Source organism: Mycolicibacterium duvalii (assembly GCF_010726645.1).
GTDB lineage: Bacteria > Actinomycetota > Actinomycetes > Mycobacteriales > Mycobacteriaceae > Mycobacterium > Mycobacterium duvalii.
In genome coordinates, this window is record NZ_AP022563.1 from 1,435,994 (window position 1) to 1,453,988 (window position 17,995).

At 69.3% G+C, this 17,995-nt stretch carries 13 protein-coding genes; 4 read left to right on the forward strand and 9 right to left on the reverse strand.

What is annotated here, in order from left to right:
* Nucleotides 1-2,292, reverse strand: coding sequence for an accessory Sec system translocase SecA2 (gene secA2 / locus G6N31_RS06570; protein ID WP_435404849.1), 2,292 nt, complete (start codon nt 2,290-2,292; stop codon nt 1-3).
* Between the two features lie 224 nt (nt 2,293-2,516).
* Here secA2 and G6N31_RS06575 point away from each other — a divergent pair, with 224 nt between their 5' ends.
* Both G6N31_RS06575 and G6N31_RS06580 read left to right on the forward strand, forming a co-directional pair.
* Nucleotides 2,517-4,421 carry an ABC transporter ATP-binding protein/permease gene (locus G6N31_RS06575; RefSeq protein ID WP_098006106.1) on the forward strand — a complete coding sequence of 635 codons (1,905 nt, stop codon included), beginning with the start codon at nt 2,517-2,519 and terminating at the stop codon, nt 4,419-4,421.
* Between the two features lie 46 nt (nt 4,422-4,467).
* Nucleotides 4,468-6,378 carry an ABC transporter ATP-binding protein/permease gene (locus G6N31_RS06580; RefSeq protein WP_098006103.1) on the forward strand — a complete coding sequence of 637 codons (1,911 nt, stop codon included), beginning with the start codon at nt 4,468-4,470 and terminating at the stop codon, nt 6,376-6,378.
* Here G6N31_RS06580 and G6N31_RS06585 read toward each other — a convergent pair.
* Genes G6N31_RS06585 through G6N31_RS06595 form a run of 3 tightly spaced genes read right to left on the reverse strand, consistent with a single transcriptional unit; the run spans nt 6,375 to nt 9,154 of the window.
* On the reverse strand, nt 6,375-7,925 hold the full coding sequence (locus G6N31_RS06585) for an FAD-binding protein (RefSeq protein WP_163722076.1): 1,551 nt from the start codon (nt 7,923-7,925) through the stop codon (nt 6,375-6,377). The two genes, G6N31_RS06580 and G6N31_RS06585, sit on opposite strands and share 4 nt — an antisense overlap.
* A 2-nt stretch (nt 7,926-7,927) precedes the next feature.
* Entirely contained in the window at nt 7,928-8,422 is a 495-nt protein-coding gene (locus G6N31_RS06590) for a VOC family protein (RefSeq protein WP_098006099.1), read from the reverse strand.
* Nucleotides 8,423-8,467: 45 nt separating this feature from the next.
* Nucleotides 8,468-9,154 (reverse strand): TetR/AcrR family transcriptional regulator, encoded by a 687-nt coding sequence (locus tag G6N31_RS06595; RefSeq protein ID WP_098006097.1) that lies wholly within the window; start codon nt 9,152-9,154, stop codon nt 8,468-8,470.
* 103 nt (nt 9,155-9,257) lie between these two features.
* Between G6N31_RS06595 and G6N31_RS06600 the strand changes: the two genes are divergently transcribed.
* Complete coding sequence (locus tag G6N31_RS06600) at nt 9,258-9,698, forward strand: nitroreductase family deazaflavin-dependent oxidoreductase (RefSeq protein WP_098006095.1); 441 nt, start codon at nt 9,258-9,260, stop codon at nt 9,696-9,698.
* On the opposite strand, the gene G6N31_RS06605 is transcribed toward G6N31_RS06600, so the two are convergent.
* The 5 genes from G6N31_RS06605 to G6N31_RS06625 all read right to left on the reverse strand — a co-directional run bounded on the left by G6N31_RS06605 (nt 9,695) and on the right by G6N31_RS06625 (nt 15,732).
* On the reverse strand, nt 9,695-10,417 hold the full coding sequence (locus tag G6N31_RS06605; RefSeq protein ID WP_234815477.1) for an Rv1815 family serine proteinase: 723 nt from the start codon (nt 10,415-10,417) through the stop codon (nt 9,695-9,697). The genes G6N31_RS06600 and G6N31_RS06605 overlap by 4 nt on opposite strands.
* 136 nt (nt 10,418-10,553) lie before the next feature.
* The gene (locus G6N31_RS06610) at nt 10,554-11,963 is read right to left on the reverse strand and encodes an NAD(P)/FAD-dependent oxidoreductase (protein WP_098006092.1); all 1,410 of its coding nucleotides are present in this window, start codon (nt 11,961-11,963) and stop codon (nt 10,554-10,556) included.
* A 10-nt stretch (nt 11,964-11,973) separates the two neighbouring features.
* Nucleotides 11,974-12,897, reverse strand: a complete 924-nt coding sequence (locus G6N31_RS06615) for a sterol desaturase family protein (protein WP_098006090.1) — start codon at nt 12,895-12,897, stop codon at nt 11,974-11,976.
* Nucleotides 12,898-12,912: 15 nt separating this feature from the next.
* On the reverse strand, nt 12,913-14,481 hold the full coding sequence (locus tag G6N31_RS06620; protein ID WP_098006088.1) for a carboxylesterase/lipase family protein: 1,569 nt from the start codon (nt 14,479-14,481) through the stop codon (nt 12,913-12,915).
* A gap of 63 nt (nt 14,482-14,544) precedes the next feature.
* A complete protein-coding gene (locus G6N31_RS06625; RefSeq protein ID WP_098006086.1) occupies nt 14,545-15,732 on the reverse strand; it encodes an MFS transporter in 1,188 nt (395 codons plus the stop codon).
* Nucleotides 15,733-15,812: 80 nt separating this feature from the next.
* Here G6N31_RS06625 and malQ point away from each other — a divergent pair, with 80 nt between their 5' ends.
* Complete coding sequence (malQ, locus tag G6N31_RS06630; RefSeq protein ID WP_098006085.1) at nt 15,813-17,960, forward strand: 4-alpha-glucanotransferase; 2,148 nt, start codon at nt 15,813-15,815, stop codon at nt 17,958-17,960.
* The last annotated feature ends 35 nt before the right edge of the window (nt 17,961-17,995 follow it).

A 17,995-nucleotide genomic window follows, 5' to 3' on the forward strand; every position in this document is an offset into this window, starting at 1 on the left:
CTAGCGGAACACGCCGGGCAGGCTCAGCGCCGACAGGGTGTCGTCGTTGAGCGGGTTGTCGTGCACCATGTACGTCCACGTCGACGTCGGGCGTGCCAGCTTGGAGAGGTCCACGCCGGGTTCGTCCTCGATCGACGGCGCGGTCTCGAAGGTCTGCTGGGCGGCTTCGATGGCGTCGGCGGCCAGCGATGCGAACGCATCGACGGCCATCCGGTGGAACTCGTCGAGCGGGTTCTGTCTGCCGAGCGCACGCAGGTGGATGCTCTCCCGGATGTCGGAGAGGTAGGCCAGGTGCTCGGCCCATCCGCGGTCCAGATGGAACAGCATGATCATCCGGCAGATCTTCTCGAGCTTCTCCTCGCCGTCCGGCGCGAGTTGTTCGACCAACTCGGCGTAGCGGTCCGGCGACAACTCTGCCAGTTCGTCGCGTGCGGTCGTCGTGCGCAACAGCGTCTCGCGGCGCTCGACGAGGATGGCGCGCTGCTGGGCGATCAGCTGGTTGTAGCGCCACGTGTTGGCGTGCACGTCGAGCAGCCGGCCCTCGGCCACCCGCTGTGCGTGCTCGAGCAGGCTGGCCGCCTTGGGGTGGGTGACCCGGCCGGTGTCGTCGCAGTCCAGCGGCAGCTTGCCGGACTCCAGGTGAGCGACCACGACATCGTCTTCCCAGCTCGAGAAGAACACCGACGAACCGGGATCGCCCTGGCGGCCGGCACGGCCGCGCAACTGGTTGTCGAGCCGCTCGGTGTGGTGGCGTCCGGTGCCGATGACGTGCAGCCCGCCCAGCTCGGCGACCTGTTCCTTCTCGGCGTCGTGCTCGTCGGCGTGCGAGCCGCCGAGCCGGATGTCGGTGCCGCGGCCCGCCATCTGGGTGGACACAGTGACCGCGCCGAGCTTGCCGGCCTCGGCGATCACCGCGGCCTCTTCGGCGTCGTTCTTCGCGTTGAGCACCACGGCCGGCACCCCGGCCTTGACCAGCCGGCGGTGCAGCTCCTCGGACTCGGCGACGTCGCGGGTCCCGACGAGCACCGGCTGCCCGGTCTCGTGCACCTCTTTGATGTGTTCGATGACGGCGTCGTTGCGCGCCGCGGCGGTGACGTAGACCCGGTCGACCTCGTCTTCGCGGATGTTGGGCTTGTTCGGCGGGATCGGCGACACCCCGAGCTTGTAGAACTGGCGCAGCTGCTCGCCGGCGGCCAGCGCGGTGCCGGTCATGCCGCACACCGTCGGATAGCGGTTGATCAGCGCCTGCACGGTGATGGTGTCGAGCACCTCGCCGGTCTCGGTGGTCTCGATGCCCTCCTTGGCCTCGACTGCGGCCTGCAGCCCGTCGGGCCAGCGCTGCAGCGTCGCGATCCGCCCGCGCGACGCGTTGATCAGGTGCACCGCGTCGTCGCGCACGATGTAATGCACGTCGCGCTGGAGCAGCACGTGCGCGTGCAGCGCGACGTTGATCTCGGTCAGCGTGGTGGAGACGTGTTCCTCGGAATACAGGTCGATACCGCCGAGCTTGGCTTCGACCTTCTGCGCGCCGGCCTCGGTGAGGTGCACGTTGCGGCTGTCGCTGTCGGTCGCGAAGTCCTTGCCCTCGGTCAGCTCGCCGACCATCCGGATGATCTCCACCCGCGGGGTCTCCCGGTGGCTGGTCCCGGCCAGCACGAGCGGCACCAGCGCCTCGTCGACCAGAACCGAGTCGGCCTCGTCGATCAGCGCGACGTCGGGGTTCGGGGAGACGAGGTCGGCGACGTCGACGACGAGCTGATCGCGCAGCACGTCGAAGCCGACCTCGTTGACCGAGGCGTAGGTGACGTCGCACTGGTAGGCCGCGCGGCGCTCGGCTGCGGTGGAGTCGGCGGTGATCCAGCCGACGGTCAGTCCCATCGCTTCGATCAGCGGTCCGACCCACTCGGCGTCGCGGCGCGCCAGGTAGTCGTTGATGGTGATGACGTGGACGCTGCGGCCGCCGAGCGCGTAGCCGGCGGCGGCGATCGCCCCGGACAGCGTCTTACCCTCGCCGGTGGCCATCTCGATGACGTCGCCGGCCAGCATCCGCAGCGCGCCCAGCAACTGCACGTCGAACGGCCGCAGCCCGGTCGCGCGTTCGGAGGCCTCGCGCGCGATCGCCAGGAACTGCGGAATGTCGGACGCGTCGGCTAGGTCCTTGAGCTCCAGCAGGCGGGCGGCCTTGCGGAGTTGCTCGTCGTCGAGTTCGGCGGCTTTGGCGTCGAACTCCGCGGACCTGCGCACCAGGTCCATGGAGCGGCCCTGGTCCTTGTCGACCCGCGCGCCGAGCAGCTTCCAGAACGGGTTGGCCGAGCGTCCGGTCTTGAGCTTGGCCCCCGGCGCGGATCCAGCTTTCTTTGACGTCTTCGAGGAGGTGCGTGCCACACGATCACGGTACGCGGCCCGGCGGCTGCCCGGCCGGGCACACAACGGTCCGCGGGTCGCCCGCACAGGGTCTCGTCACTGCGGTAGCTTCGCCGCAGGCTGGTTCCGCTCCCAGGGGAGGTCGCACACGCGTGGACACCCAGACGTTCCAGCCGTCCCTGGACTGGAGCCGGGAGGTATTCGCTTCCGCGGTGTGGGTGGCCACCGCGTGGATTCTCACCGCGATCTGCCTGCTGCTGGTGCTGGCGCTGATCGCTCGTTTCACCGAGTGGGGGCGGCAATTCTGGCGTGTGAGCGGTGAGTATTTCACCGGTCGGCGCAGCCTGGTCGTCTGGCTGATGGTCGGGCTGCTGTTGCTGTCGGTGATCGTCTCGGTGCGCATCAACGTGCTGTTGACCTACTACGTCAACGACCTGTTCACCTCACTGCAGGTGGCGTTCGCCGGCGGTCCGGGCGGTGCCGGGCGCGACAGCGGCATCGCCGGCTTCTGGGCGACCATGCTGGTGTTCGCGGTGCTCGCCGGACTTTTCCTGGTGCGGTTGCTGCTCGACCTCTATCTCACCCAGCGGTTCATCATGCGGTGGCGGATCTGGCTGAGCCGCCGCTTCATCGACGGTTGGCTCGGAGACCTGGCCTACTACCGCGCCCAGTTCGCCGGGCGGCCGATCGACAACCCGGATCAGCGGATCCAGCAGGACGTCGACATCTTCACCACCGGTGTCGGGGGCTACCAGAACAACCCGAACTACACCTCGAGCGACACCTTGCTGTTCGGCGCGGTGCACGCCGTGCTCTCGGTGCTGTCCTTCGGGCCGATTCTGTGGCGGCTCTCCGAACCGCTGACCCTCGGCGGCGTCACGGTGCCCCACGCGTTGTTCTGGGTGGTGCTGATCTATGTGTTCGTCGCGACGGTGGTGGCGTTCGTGATCGGCCGACCGCTGATCCGGCTGAGCTACCTCAACGAGCGGCGCAACGCGGCGTTCCGTTTCGGCTTGGTGCGGGTCCGCGAGACCGGTGCGGCCATCGGGCTCTACCGTGGCGAACCCGCCGAACGGTCGTTGCTGCGCGGACGGCTCGACGCGGTGATGACCAACTACCGCCACTGGCTCAACCGGATGATGTTGTTCTTCGGCTGGAACGTGACGGTGAGCCAGGCCATCAACCCGCTGCCGTGGCTGGTGCAGGCGCAAGGCCTGTTCGCGCAGCGCATCTCGTTCGGCGACGTGTGGCAGTCGTCGAACGCGTTCGGCGCCATCCACGAGTCGCTGTCGTTCTTCCGCAACGCCTACGACCAGTTCGCCAGCTACCGGGCAGCCATCATCCGGCTCGACGGCCTGGCCGAACAGAACGACCGGGCAGGTGATTTCAGCAGCGTGCACATCGCCACGTCGGGCGATGGCGCACTCGAGGTCGCCGGTGTCGCGGTGCGCCGCCCCGACGGCACCCCGCTGGTGCACGACCTCGACCTCACGGTCGGGCCCGGCGAGGCGCTGGTGATCACCGGGGAATCCGGCATAGGCAAGTCGGTGCTGCTGCAGAGCATCGCCGGCCTGTGGCCCTTCGCGTCGGGCCGGGTCCGGCTGCCGCGGGGCCGCGACGAGGTGATGTTCGTTCCGCAGTTGCCGTATCTGCCTGTCGGTGATCTGCGCACGGTGGTGACGTATCCGCAGCCGCCGGGAGCGGTGGACGACAAGCGCGTTCAGAAGGCCCTGCTCGACGTCGCCCTGGCGCATCTGGCGATCCGGCTCAACGAGGACAAGGACTGGGCCAACGCGCTGTCGGTGGGTGAGCAGCAGCGCATCGCGTTCGCCCGCATCCTGCTGAGCAGGCCGGCGGCGATCTTCCTCGACGAATCGACATCGGCGCTCGACGAGGGCCTCGAGCTGATGCTGTACCAGCTGCTGCGCGCCGAACTGCCCGACGCGATCATCGTCAGTGTCAGCCACCGCAGCAGCGTGCATCCGTTCCACGGAAGTCGCCTCGACCTCGTCGGCGACGGCGCCTGGCGGCTGGAACGACTCGCGCCGTCGGGATAACGCCTCCACCACGCTGCCGCGGTGACGGCGCGGTACTTTGCACCGCATGGAAACGTTCACCCCGACACTGGATTGGGGCAACGAGCTGTGGACCTCGCTGTGGTGGATCGCCCAGGGCTGGGCCTACGCCGCGGTGGCCACCATGGTCGTGCTGGTGCTCATCGTGCGGTTCACCGTCTGGGGCGGGCAGTTCTGGCGTGTCACGCGCGGCTACTTCACCGGGCCCGAGAGCGTCATCGTCTGGCTGTGGCTGGCCGGGATCCTGCTGTTGGTGATCGCCAGCGTGCGCTTGTCGGTGCTGTTCAGCTTCCAGGGCAACGACATGATGACCAGCTTCCAGGTGATCGCCGCCGGCGTCGGTGCCGGCGACGACACGGTCCGCGCGTCGGGCCGCGACGGATTCTGGTTGTCCATGGGCGTTTTCGCGGTGCTGGCGGTCATCAACGTCGCCACCATCATGCTCGACCTGCTGGTGACCCAGCGGTTCATGCTGCGGTGGCGGGCCTGGCTGACCGACCGGCTGACCGGAGACTGGCTCGACGGCAAGGCCTACTACCGGTCGCGGTTCATCGACGACACCATCGACAACCCGGATCAGCGCATCCAGATGGACATCGACATCTTCACCGCCGGCGTCGGCCCGCTGCCCAACCGGCCGAACAACACCTCCGGCACCACGCTGCTGTTCGGCGCGATCTCGTCGATCGCGGCGATGATCTCGTTCACCGCGATCCTGTGGAACCTCTCCGGTCCGGTGACGTTGCCGTTCGTCGGCGTCGAGCTGCCCAAGGCGATGTTCTGGATCGGCATCGTCTACATCCTGTTCGCCACGGTGGTCGCGTTCTGGATCGGGCGGCCGATCATCACGCTGGCGTTCCGCAACGAGAAGTTCAACGCCGCGTTCCGGTACGCGCTGGTGCGGCTGCGCGACGCCGCCGAGGCGGTGGCGTTCTACCGCGGGGAGCTGGCCGAGCGCACCGGGCTGCGCCGGCTGTTCCGGCCGGTGGTGGACAACTACAAGCGCTACGTCAATCGGATGGCGGGCTTCCTCGGCTGGAACCTGTCGATCACCCAGGCCCAGGAACTCATCCCCTACATCGTGCAGTTCTCCCGGTTCTACAACGGCGAGATCACGCTGGGGCAGCTGTCCCAGACCGCGAGCGCCTTCCGCGAGATCCTGTCGGGGCTCTCGTTCTTCCGGAACGCCTATGACGATTTCGCCGGTTACCGGGCGGCCATCATCCGTCTCTACGGTCTGGTGGTCGCCAATGAGGAAGGCCGGGCGCTGCCCACGCTGAACGCCGAAGACTCCCGCGACGGGCGGGTCGAACTCGACGACGTCGAGGTTCGCACCCCCGACGGCCGACAGCTGGTGCGACCGCTGGACGTGACGCTCGAACCCGGCGACGCGCTGTTGGTGACCGGCCCGTCGGGCAGCGGCAAGACGACGCTGCTGCGCAGTCTCGGCCAGCTGTGGCCCTACGCGTCGGGCACGATTCGCGCTCCGGGGGAAGACAATTCCACCCTGTTCCTGTCGCAGCTGCCCTACGTACCGCTCGGTGATCTGCGCACCGTGGTGTCCTATCCCCGCAACCCGGGTGATCTACCCGACGAGGTGCTGCGCGACGCGCTGAACAAGGTGGCACTGCCGCACCTGGGCGATCGGCTCGACGAGGTGCAGGACTGGGCCAAGGTGCTCTCCCCCGGCGAGCAGCAACGCGTCGCGTTCGCGCGGATTCTGCTGACCAAGCCGAAGGCGGTGTTCCTCGACGAGTCGACCTCGGCGCTCGACGAGGGGCTGGAGCTGGTGCTCTACCGGCTGGTGCGCACCGAGTTGCCCGACACCATCCTGGTCAGCGTCAGCCACCGCAGCACCGTCGAACAGCACCACACCCGCGAGCTCAAGCTCGTCGGCGACGGCGACTGGCAGCTGGGCGTCACCGCCGGGGCACGCTAAGCGCCGGCGGTGTGCTCTCCCGCCCGCCTCGCAGCGTGTTCTCCCGCCCGCCTCGCTGCGTGTTCTCCCGCCCGCCGCGCTGCGTGTTCTCCCGCCCGCCGCCCGAAGAACGAGCCTTCCCCGAGCTGCGTCCCACTCGCGTAACCCTTGCCGTCCTGGGCGATGTTGGACGCGCATGCGCCGGCGGCGTACAGGCCGGGGATCGCCGAGCCGTCCTGGTGCAACACCTCGCCGTCCACCGAAACCTTCAGACCGCCCATGGTGAATCCGGAGTACATCGCGCGGCCGAGGGACAAATCGAATGCAGCCCAGGGGCCGTTGTCTTGTGCGGCAAGGTATTCGCGCTGTTTGTGGAAGTCCGGGTCGACGCCGGCCGCGGCGTTGGCGTTGTACCGCTCGAGGGTGGCCGCGAGGTTGCCGGCCGGGATGCCCAGCGCCGATTCCATCTCGGCGACCGTCTCCCACCCGTCGATGAACTTGATCAGCGGCATCTCGGGCATCTGCATGTGCGCCTCGTCGACGATCAGATACGCGATCTGGTCGGGCTGTTCAAGCACGAATGCCGACGTGCGTGAGTGATACGAGTCCTCGGCCACGAAGCGCTGACCCTCGGCGTTGACGATGACGCCGGTGAGCAGGATCTCCGGCGGATAGGCCGCCGCGGTGATGAACTGCTCCTGCATGTGCAGCGCCACGCCCCCGGCCGAGACACCGAGCCGGATGCCCAGACCGTCGTCGTTCGGGTTGCCCAGGATGTAGGGCGCCACGGTGCCGTGATGTTTGGTCTTGCGTTCCTGTCCGAGCGCGGGGGTGTACTCGGCCACCATCTCGTCGTTCATCGCGAAGCCGCCCGCGGCGATGACCACCGCGCCGGCCTTGAGGTAGCCGGTCTCGGCGAAGTGCTTCCAGGCCACCCCGCATACCGCGCCGTCGTCATCGACGACCAGCGCGGTGGCACCCGTTTCGTAACGGATTTGCACACCGAGTTCGTCGGCACGCTTGAGCAGCAGATCGATGACCATGGCCGCGCCGCCGAGTTCCCCGGGCACCGGCACGGAGTGGCCGCGCGGCGCCGGCGCGGCCTGCTCGCAGAACGGCCACACCTTCTCGTTGCCGGTGTAGGACAGGCCCTCGGTGCCCGGCGGGACGACCACCTTGCCGGGGTAGAACGTCCGCTCGAACTCGAAACCGAGCGCCTCGAGCCAGTTGAAGTGTTCGACGCTGCCCTCGCAGTAGGCCCGGATCTTGTCGTGCTCGGGGTCGCGTGACTGCGACACCAGGTACTTGTACATCTCCTCGGCCGAGTCGTCGTGGCCGGTGGCCTGCTGCACCGCGGTGCCGCCGCCCAGATAGAAGTGCCCGCCGGCCATCGACGTGGTGCCGCCGGCTGCGGCGGCCTTCTCCAACACCAGGACCTTCGCCCCGGCGGCGGCCGCACTGACCGCCGCGCATCCGCCGGCGATGCCGAATCCCAGCACCACGACATCGGCCTCGTCGGACCACTCGTCTACCTCGCCCGCATGGACGATGGCGGGGACGTTTTTCATGCTCACTGCTGCTCCTGTTTCACATGGTCGAAGAATGCGCGGATCTGGGGCGGGATGTAGGCGAGTTCGAGATAGGGCACCCCGGCACCGGGCGCCGCGACGTACGCGAACCGCATGCCGCCGGCCATGGTGCCGTCGGCCACCACCGAGGCGCCCGCCGCGCAGGCGGCGGTGACCGCCGCCGACAAATCTTCGGCGTCGGCGGCCTCGACGCAGACGTGGTGCAGACCGGGGCCGCTGCGATCGAGAAACTCGGTGTAGATGCTGTCCCCCGATACCGGCGCGATGACTTCGAGCTGGGTGTCGCCGGCGTAACTCAACGAGATGTCGGCGACGAAGTCCGCGGGTGCGCCCCGGTAGGTGCACGTGTCGGGGCCGAAGTGCACGGCGGGCATCCGCACCCAGCTCTTGGCGCCGAGCAGTGCCGTCAACATCGCCTCGGTGGCGTCGAGGTCGTTCGTCACCCACGCAATCTGGACAGGTGTCTGGTCTGGCATCGGTTCGAGAATATCGTCAGCAGCCCACGCTGGCTAGAACGTGTTCTAATTTTGCGCCAGCATGTCGAGGAGCAGTTCCACCTGGACGTCGAAGACCTCCGCCGGCCCGGTGAAGGTGTCGGGGCCGTAGTGGCCGAAAACCTCGAGGTTGACCGCACCGATCAGCGCTGCCCAGAGCAACAGCGACTTGACCAGGGCCGCGTCGCCGACAGACACCCCGAACTCCGTGCGCAGCGCGGCCAGGTCCGCCGTCAACGTGGGACTCAGGTCGACCGGCGGCCCGCCCGTGACCTCCCCCGTGGCCGCGCCGGCGGATACCGCCGCGAGCAGCGCGCCGATCACCCGGGTGCCCGGGCCGACCGTGCGATCTCGCGGCGCGCGGTAACCGGGCACCGGGCTGCCGTACAGCAGGGCCCACTCCGCCCGGTGGTCGACCGCCCATCCCCGCAGGGCGCGCGACATCGCGCGCAGCTGGGTCCGCCAGTGATCGCCGGCATCGCCGGCGGCCCGGTCGACCGTCTCGGCGAGTTCGGTGTAGGCGTCGACCAGCAAGAGGGTCAGCAGGTCGTCGCGGCTGGCGACGTAGCGGTACACCGCCGAAGACACCAACCCGAGGTCGCGGGCGATCGCGCGCAGGGACAATCCTGCCGCGCCGACATCGGCAAGCTGCCGGCGGCCCAGTTCGACAATGCGACGTTCGGTCCGGTCCCTGGCGTCCTGACGTCGACCCACCGGCTCAGTGTCGCATGAATAGAGATCGGTGCTCTTGTTTTGTGTTACCAAGCATGGCATCGTCAATCAGTGAGCACCGCTCTCTTTTTGGAAAGGATTTGTCATGTCCGTTCGTTACGACGTCCCCAGCGATGGCGCCCGTGCGTTCAACAGCGTCATCCGCTGGTTGGCCGAGCGCGGCATCAGCATTCAGGGCAGCACCGCGGTGCAGGTCCGCGGTCGGAGATCGGGGCGGCCGCACAGCGTCGTGGTCAACCTGCTGACGAGCGACGGGCGCCGGTTCCTGGTCTCCCCGCGGGGCAACACCCAGTGGGCACGCAACGTCCGGGCGGCCGGCGAGATCGAGGTGGGCGCCCGTCGGCACGTGCGCCGTTACCGTGCGGTCGAACTACCCGACCATGCCAAGCCGGATCTGCTCTCGGCCTACCTGCGCCGGTGGTACTGGCAGGTCAAGCATCACGTGGGAGGCCTGACGCCGGACTCCACCGAGGAGCAGCTGCGAACGATCGCGCCGTCGATTCCGGTGTTCGAGCTCGTCGACTAGGGCTGCGCAGGTGCGGCGGGCAGGGTGGCCGAGGCCGCCGAGATGGTGTCCTGCTGCGCCTGCTGCTGGGCGACCTGCCAGGAGACCGCCGCTGGGAACGTGCCCCAGGTGCTGTTGAAGATGCCGATCAGGACGGTGCGGCCGTCGGGGGTCGGGGTGTAGACCGGTCCGCCGGAATCGCCCTTGCGGCTCACCACCCCGTTGGCCATGGTGAACCAGCCGTTGTTGACCGACTCGACGGTGCCGCAGCTTTCCCCGGTCACGACGCCGAAGTGGCAGACCGGCATTCCCTTCACGGGCAGCACCGCGGGGTCGGTCACCAGCACCTTGCCGCCGGGCAGCACGTTGTTGACCATCACCTCCGGGGCCAGGTGGATGACCTGCCAGTCGGTGATCTGGTGGTTGGTGTCGACGGTGGTGCCGTTGGGGGTGTTGTCGCGGTAGGGGCCCTGCGCGCCGATGAAGCTGCCCTGCTTGTCGGTCACGGTGCCCGAGGCGCGGCAGTGGCCGGCGGTGTAGGCGGTGCGGGTCTGCGGGTCCACCCAGCCGAGGGTGCACAGCACCGAGTCCTGGTGAATTTCCATGCCGGGGTGCACCACCACGCCGGGCTGGGCGGTCGCCGAGACCGGCGGCAGCGCCAGGGCGGCCACCGGGGCCAGGGCGATCAGCAGTGCCTGCAGCCAGCGCCGCAGCGGCGTATTCGACGAACGAACAGACACAGCCTTCTCCGCTCTCCCCGAGTGATGAGGTGTTGGCTACTCCGCGCGAACGCGATATCGGTAGATACCCGCGCTCTCGACTGGTGTAACTGGCTCATCGCGGTTCGGTAAAGGTGCGTTACAGGCGGTGCCGCTGTTACGAATCGAAGCCCAGCCCCGCGGAATCGAGCGCGCGCAGCAGCAGGTTGCGCCGTCCGGCGTGGTGATCCGCACGATCCAGCGACCAGCGGGTGGCCTGGATCCCCGCCGAGGCCAGCGGCTCCGGCGGGAACGGCAGCGGTTTGCGGCGCACCATCTCCAGGCGCGTACGTTCGGTCTGGTCACCGTCGAGTAGGTCCAGGCACACGTCGGCGGCGAAGCGCGCAGCGCCCACTCCGAGGCCGGTGAAGCCGTTGACGTAAGCGACCCGACCTTCGCGGGCCAGGCCCCAATGCGCGCAGAACCGGGTGTTGGTGTCGATCGCGCCGGCCCAGCGGTGGGAGAAGCGGACGTCGTCGAGCTGCGGGAAGGTGAGGAAGAAGTGCGCCGCCAGCCGGCGGTAGGTTTGGGGCCGGTCTTCGTAGGCCGCGTCCACGCGGCGACCGTAGTGGTAGACGGCGTCGTAGCCGCCCCAGACGATGCGGTTGTCGGCCGACAGCCGGTAGTAGTGGAACTGGTTGGCCGAGTCGCCGATGCCCTGTCGGCGCCGCCACCCGATCCGGTCGAGTTGCGAGTCGGTCAGCGGCTCGGTCGCCAGCACGTAGTCGTAGACGGGAACGGTGTGGAATCGGTTGCGCCGCAACAGGCTTGGGTACACATTGGTGCCCAGCACCACCTGCCGGCAGGTGATCACCGGGCCGTCGGTGTGTATCCGCAACGCCGCGCCGCCGGAGACGATGCGGCCGGCGGTGGTGTGCTCGAAGATCTCGACTCCGGCTTCCCGGCAGCCGCGGGCCAGCTCGAGGGCGAGCTTCGCCGGGTGTACGAGCGCACACGTATCGGGGCTGTACAGTCCGGCCAGATAGGTCGGTGAGTGCACGTCCTCGCGTACCTCGCGCAGGTCGAGCAACTCGCCCTGACCGTCGGCGGCGGCCTCGCGCAGCCATTCGACCTGATGAGGTTCGGTCGCCACCGACAGCATCCCGGTGCGTTGCCACTCCGGGTCGAGTCCCAGCTCCGCGAGCTCGGCGCCCATCGCGTCGAGGTTCTCCCGGCCCATCGTCTCGAGGAGGTCGATTTCGTCGGGCCAGCGCGCCTTGCCGTTCTCGTAGCCGTGGGTGAGGCTGGCGTCGACGAACCCGCCGTTGCGTCCGGAGGCGGCCCACCCGATCCGCTCGGCCTCGACCAGCACGATGCGCCGGTCGGGGTGCCGGCGGGCGGCGTGCAGCGCGCTCCACAATCCGGTGTATCCGCCGCCGATCACCAGCAGGTCGCAAGTCACCGGTCCCGAGGGCGTCCCGAAGTCGGGCCGCTCGGTCAGGTCGAGCCACATCGACCCCAGCGCGCTGTCGGCCAGGGCGCGGTCGATCAGCGCCGGGTCGACGGGGACGTCGAAAGCGGTCTGCACACGGCGCAGATTACGACGCGGCATCGGAGGCCGTCAGCGGTCTCGCCGGCGCGGGCGCGGCGGCCGGGTGCCAACCCGGTGGCCCGAAGATGAAGCCGAGCTTGGCGCGCAGGCCGCGGGCGGCGCGCACGTCACGGCCGATGGCGACGTATTCGTGGGTCTGCAGCTTCCAGATGTTGAAGGTGCCGACGGGCTTGGTCAACCCGTAGTGCGGCCGGAACGTCTCGGGCTGGAAGGTGCCGAACAGCCGGTCCCAGATGATCAGGATCCCGCCGTAGTTCTTGTCCAGGTACTCCGGATCCATGCCGTGGTGCACCCGATGGTGCGACGGCGTGTTGAACACGAACTCGATGGGCCGCCACAGGGTGCCGATGCGTTCGGTGTGAATCCAGAACTGGTAGATCAGGCTGATCGAGAAGCTGAAGAACACCATCCACGGCGGCACGCCCAGAAACGGCAGCGGGAGCCACATCAGGATCTCGCCGCTGTTGTTCCATTTCTGTCGCAACGCGGTGGCGAAGTTGAAGTACTCGCTGGAGTGATGTGCCTGATGGGTGGCCCACACCAGCCGCACCCGGTGGGCCATCCGGTGATAGAGGTAGAACAGCAGATCCACGCCGACCAGGGCGATCACCCACGTGTACCACTGGGTCGCCGACAGCTGCCACGGCGCCACATAGGTGTAGATCGCCGCATACCCCAACAGCGCGAGGAGCTTCCAGGCGCTCATCGTCACGATCGACACCAGCCCCATCGACACGCTGGCCCACGAATCCCGGGTCAGGTAGGCGCCCGCACCGGGACGGTCACCGTCGTCGAGGTGTTCGAGTCGGCGTGCGGCGGTCCACTCGAGGGCCAGCAGCAGCAGAAAGAACGGGATGGCGAACAGCACCGGCTCGCGCATCGGCGGGGGCAGGAGTTCGAGGAGGTCCATTCGGGCGCCTCTTCTCTACCGGAAGCTCAGGATGTCGTCGCCCCAGGCGCGGCGCACCCGAGCATCGAGGTCGTCGACGACCCGGTCCTGCTTGTCGATCACCAGGGTCGGTCGTCGCGTGGCGTCGTAGGGATGCCACTGCGGCTCGCCGGGGGGCGCTGACGGTTCGCCGGTACGCGCGAAGTTCGTCCAGCGGGCCCGGAGCCGGCGCGACACCTCCTTGCCCGCCTTGAGTCCGCCGAGGGCGAAGGTCGGGTCCTTGCGACCCGCCACCAGATTGCCCCAGACATAGGGCAACTCGGTGGCGTGCGCGGCATGCAGGCGCACCGCCCGCAGCAGTGGCGTGGCGAAGTCGAACCGGTACAGATAGACCGGGGCCGACGCGCGGTGACCGTCGGCGAACCAGATCGACGGCATCCGGAACCCGATGTCGCTGGACACCCGCAGGCCGCTGGTCTTGCCCCGCCCCCGGTAGTGGCCCTTCAGCTCGTCCTCGCTGGGCAGCCGCACTTCGGGCTGTTCGGCGGCGATCTCGGCGAACATCGCCTTGACCGACTCGGGCGTGATCGGCATCAGCGGCCGCTTCATGTACCGGAACAGTGCCGCTTCGTGCTTGTTGGTGCCGATGATCAGCGGCACCGGGTGGGTGCTGCCTGCCCGCGCGGCCCGCACCGGGTAGTCGGGGACGACGTCGCCGTCGACGATCGGCGCGAACGCCAGGGTGCCCGGGGTGCGCGTCGGAATCTCGTCGAACACCGTCCGCGATGCCGCGACGACGGCGTCGATCGGCAACCGGGGCAGCTCGCCGAGGTCGCGGGGACCGATGCCGAGGACATCGAGGAAGCGTTCGGCGACCCGGCGGGCGCGGTCGGACTCGTAGGACGACGTGACCGGCGGGCTCTGCGCGATCGCTGCGTGGAACAGTCCCGCTGCGGCCGGGCTGGCCAGCAGCGTGGTCACGATCGCGCCGCCGGCGGATTCCCCGAACACGGTGACCCGCCCCGGATCACCACCGAACGCCGCGATGTTGTCGCGGACCCACTGCAGTGCGGCCAGTACGTCGCGCACTCCGATGTTGGTGCTGAACCGTTCGCTGTCGGCGCCCACGGTGGCCAGTTCGAGGAAGCCCAGCGCGCCGAGGCGGTAATTGACCGTCACGACCACCACGTCGCCGTCGACGGCCAGCCGGCGGCCGTGGTAGAGCGGTTGGCTGGCCGCCCCCAGCACGTAGGCACCGCCGTGCACCCACACCATCACCGGCTTGTCGGCGCCGGCCGCGGTCCCCGGCGGCGCCCAGACGTTGAGGGTGAGGAAGTCCTCGCCCTGTGGCGCGCCGAGATCGATCGGCAACTGGGCGTCGGTGGGCTGCGGGCACACCGGGCTGACCCGGCTGGCGTCGACGGGTTCGGTCCATCGCGCCGGGGGCTGCGGCGCCCGCCAGCGCAGGTCGCCGACGGGCGCGGCGGCATACCGGATGCCCTTCCAGACCTGCACGGTCCCATCGTCGACGCCGCGCACCGGGCCGTGGGTCGTGTCGACCACCGGCCGCGCGGCCTCGTTGCGGGTTGTCGCCTCCGCGGTCATTCCGAGCTCCTTGGATCGGTAACTGGTACGTAACTGTACCAGCGGGGTGTGTTGTTCCGTTGTTCATCGGCGCGCGCGCTCGGCGAGCGTCCCGGCCAGCGCGACGAGCGCCAATCCGGCGACCGGGACGGTGAGTAACCCCAGGCGCAGACTCGTTGCGTCGGCGATCACGCCGACCAGCAATGGGGCGCCGAGCAGCCCGGCGCGCATCAGCCAGCTCAGCACCGTGAGCCCGGTGCCGGCGCGCAGCCCGGGCAGTTCGTCGGCTGCGCGCATCGCGGCCGGGACCACGGTGGCCACCCCCAGGCCCGCCACGGCGAACCCTGCGATGGTCACCGGCACCGACTCCAGGAGCAGCGCCAACCCCATCCCGAGCGCGGTGATCAGCCCGCCGACCCGGGTGACGGCGCGTTCCCCGAAGCGGTCGACGAGGCGGTCGCCGGCGAGGCGGCCGAGGAACATGAAGGTCACCAGTGCGACGTAACCCAACGGCGCCACCGCTGCCGGGGCTCCCAGGCTGTCCCGCAAATACAGTGTCGCCCAGGTGTTTCCGGCATCCTCGACGGTGACCCCGGCGATCGCGATGGCGACGAACGCCAGCAGCGCCAGGTACACGGCCCCGGCGCCGCGTCCGCCGGCGGGCTCTGCGAAAGGGTGCCGCGCGTGGTCGGGATCGTCCAGCAGATGCCGATAGGCCACGGTGACCACGGCGCAGAAGACGGCGGCGGCGACGGCGAGGTGCGGGGTGCGTCCGATGTCCAGCGCGATCGCCGCCGTGCCCATCAGTCCGCCGAGGATGGCCCCGACGGCCCAGACCGCATGCAGCGAGTTGATGATCGAGCGGCCGTACTCACGTTGCAGCCGAAGGCCGTTGGTGTTCTGGGCGACGTCGGTGACTGCGTCGCTGGCGCCGGCGAGGAACAGTGCGCCCGCGAACCACAGCGGTGCCGGGGCCGCGGCCGCGACCACCATGAACGCCGCCAGCAGGTAGGTGGTCACCAACGCCACCGGGGCGGAGCCGAAGCGCCGAATCAGTGTGGCCGCGGTCAGGCCGGCCAGCAGCGCGCCGGCGGAAAACGACGCCACCGCAGCCCCATAGAGCACGTTCGACATCGCCAGGTCGGCCTTGATCTCGGGATATCGAGGCAGCAGGTTGGCGAACAGTGCGCCGTTGGTGAGGAACACCGCGGCGATGGCGATACGTGCCCGCCTGGTGCGCGCCTCGCCGGCGCCGGGCCGTTCGGGCGCCATGGAGGTCGACCCTACCGAAGAGCCCGACCGACCGGGTCGCTCGACGTTTGCGATCGCCGCCGACGGGGCAAGATGGCGCCATGGCCGATGTCACGCGCCCGTCGTCGCTGTCCGAACTCGCTGCGCGCTACGGGGTGGCCACCGAATACGAAGACTGGCGCGGCCGCCAGGTGCCGGTCCCCGAATCGACGTTGACCGCGGTCCTCGAAGCGCTCGGGGTACCCGCCGCCACCGAAGAGCAGCGCGCCGCCGCGCTGACCGAGCACGATCGCACCTACTGGGCCCGGTCCCTGCCCCCGGTGGTCATCGGCCGCAGCGGGTCCACGACACCGTTCTGGGTGCACGTCACGCACGGCGATCCGGTCCAGCTGTGGCTGACGCTGGAGGACGGCACCGTCCGCACCGGCCTTCGACAGCTCGAAAACTACACTGCGCCTTACGACCTCGACGGCCGACTGGTCGGGGAGGCGACGTTCGAACTGCCCGGGGACACCCCGCTCGGTTATCACCGGCTCCACCTGCGGGCGGGCGCGTACGAGACCAGCACCGCGGTGATCATGACACCGGCCCGGCTGGAGCTCCCGCCCCGACTGGGTGCGGGCCGCAGCTGGGGGCTGGCCACCCAGCTCTACAGCGCCCGGTCGCGGGATTCGTGGGGCATCGGCGACCTGACCGACCTGACGGATCTGGCGGTGTGGTCGGCCGCCCGCCACGGCGCGGGTTTCGTCCTGGTCAACCCGCTGCATGCGGCGGCTCCGGTGGCGCCGATGGAGCCCTCCCCCTACCTGCCGACGTCCCGCCGCTTCGTCAATCCGATCTATTTGCGGGTCGAGGCCGTCCCCGAGTACGCCGGGGTGCGGCATCGCAACCGCATCCGCAAGGCTCGCGAGCAGGTGCAGGCCCGTGCGCACCGGTCCGACCGGATCGACCGCGACCGTGCCTGGAAGGCCAAGCGGGCGGCGCTGGAAACGGTGTACCTGGTCGAGTTCTCGGCCGGACGCGAGATCGCCTATCAGGCGTTCTGTCGGCGCGAGGGCACCAGCCTCGACGACTTCGCGACCTGGTGCGCGCTGGCCGAGCACTACGGCGCGGACTGGCACCGGTGGCCCGCGGAATTGCAGCACCCCCGCAGCGCCGCGGTCACCGCGTTCGCCGCCGAGCACCCCGCCGAGGTCGATTTCCACCGGTGGCTGCAGTGGCTGCTCGACGAACAGCTGAGCACGGCGCAGGCCCGGGCGGTCTCGGCGGGCATGGCGCTGGGCATCATGGCCGACCTCGCCGTCGGGGTCGACCCGAACGGCGCCGACGCGTGGGCGTTGCAGGACGTGCTGGCCCTCGGTGTCACCGCGGGCGCGCCGCCGGACGAGTTCAACCAGCTCGGCCAGGACTGGTCACAGCCGCCGTGGCGCCCCGACCGCCTCGCCGAACAGGCCTACGAGCCGTTCCGGGCGCTGGTCCGTGCGGTGCTGCGGCACGCCGGCGGGGTCCGGATCGACCACATCATCGGTCTGTTCCGGCTGTGGTGGATCCCGCAGGGCGCGTCACCGACGGAGGGCACCTACGTGCGGTACGACCACGAGGCGATGATCGGCATCGTCGCGTTGGAGGCGCAGCGCGCCGGGGCCGTCGTCGTCGGTGAGGATCTGGGCACGGTGCAGCCGTGGGTGCGCGACTACCTGCACGATCGGGGCCTGTTCGGCACATCGATCCTGTGGTTCGAGAACGATCACGAGGGCGACGGGCGGCCCGTGCCCGCCGAGCGGTGGCGGGAGTTCTGCCTGTCGGCGGTCACCACCCACGACCTGCCGCCGACGGCCGGCTACCTCGCCGGCGAGCATGTCCGGCTGCGCGATCAGCTCGGACTGCTCACCCGTCCGGCCGATGCGGAACTCGCCGCGGACCGACAACAGCAGGACGCGTGGCTGGCCGAATTGCGCCGCGTCGGCCTGCTCGCCGATGGATCCGGTGCCGAGGTTGACGAGGTGGTCCTGGCACTGCACCGCTACCTGGGACGAGCGCCGTCGCGGCTGCTGGCGCTGTCGCTGGCTGACGCCGTCGGCGAGGTCCGCACCCAGAATCAGCCCGGGACCACCGACGAATACCCGAACTGGCGCGTCCCGCTGGCGGATTCGCAGGGACACCAGGTGCTGCTGGAAGACGTGTTCGTCGACGAGGGTGTCGCCAGGCTGTGCGAAGCGCTGCGGGCCGCGGTCGAACCGCGCATCTAAGTGAAGCGGTCGAACCGCGCATCTGAGTGAAGCGG

What these genes read in the sequence shown, in the direction of transcription:
- G6N31_RS06580 (WP_098006103.1), top strand. Translation starts at nt 4,468, where the DNA reads ATGGAAACGTTCACCCCGACACTGGATTGGGGCAACGAGCTGTGGACC.
- G6N31_RS06585 (WP_163722076.1), bottom strand. Translation starts at nt 7,925, where the DNA reads ATGAAAAACGTCCCCGCCATCGTCCATGCGGGCGAGGTAGACGAGTGG.
- G6N31_RS06590 (WP_098006099.1), bottom strand. Translation starts at nt 8,422, where the DNA reads ATGCCAGACCAGACACCTGTCCAGATTGCGTGGGTGACGAACGACCTC.
- G6N31_RS06600 (WP_098006095.1), top strand. Translation starts at nt 9,258, where the DNA reads ATGTCCGTTCGTTACGACGTCCCCAGCGATGGCGCCCGTGCGTTCAAC.
- G6N31_RS06615 (WP_098006090.1), bottom strand. Translation starts at nt 12,897, where the DNA reads ATGGACCTCCTCGAACTCCTGCCCCCGCCGATGCGCGAGCCGGTGCTG.
- G6N31_RS06620 (WP_098006088.1), bottom strand. Translation starts at nt 14,481, where the DNA reads ATGACCGCGGAGGCGACAACCCGCAACGAGGCCGCGCGGCCGGTGGTC.
- G6N31_RS06625 (WP_098006086.1), bottom strand. Translation starts at nt 15,732, where the DNA reads ATGGCGCCCGAACGGCCCGGCGCCGGCGAGGCGCGCACCAGGCGGGCA.
- malQ (WP_098006085.1), top strand. Translation starts at nt 15,813, where the DNA reads ATGGCCGATGTCACGCGCCCGTCGTCGCTGTCCGAACTCGCTGCGCGC.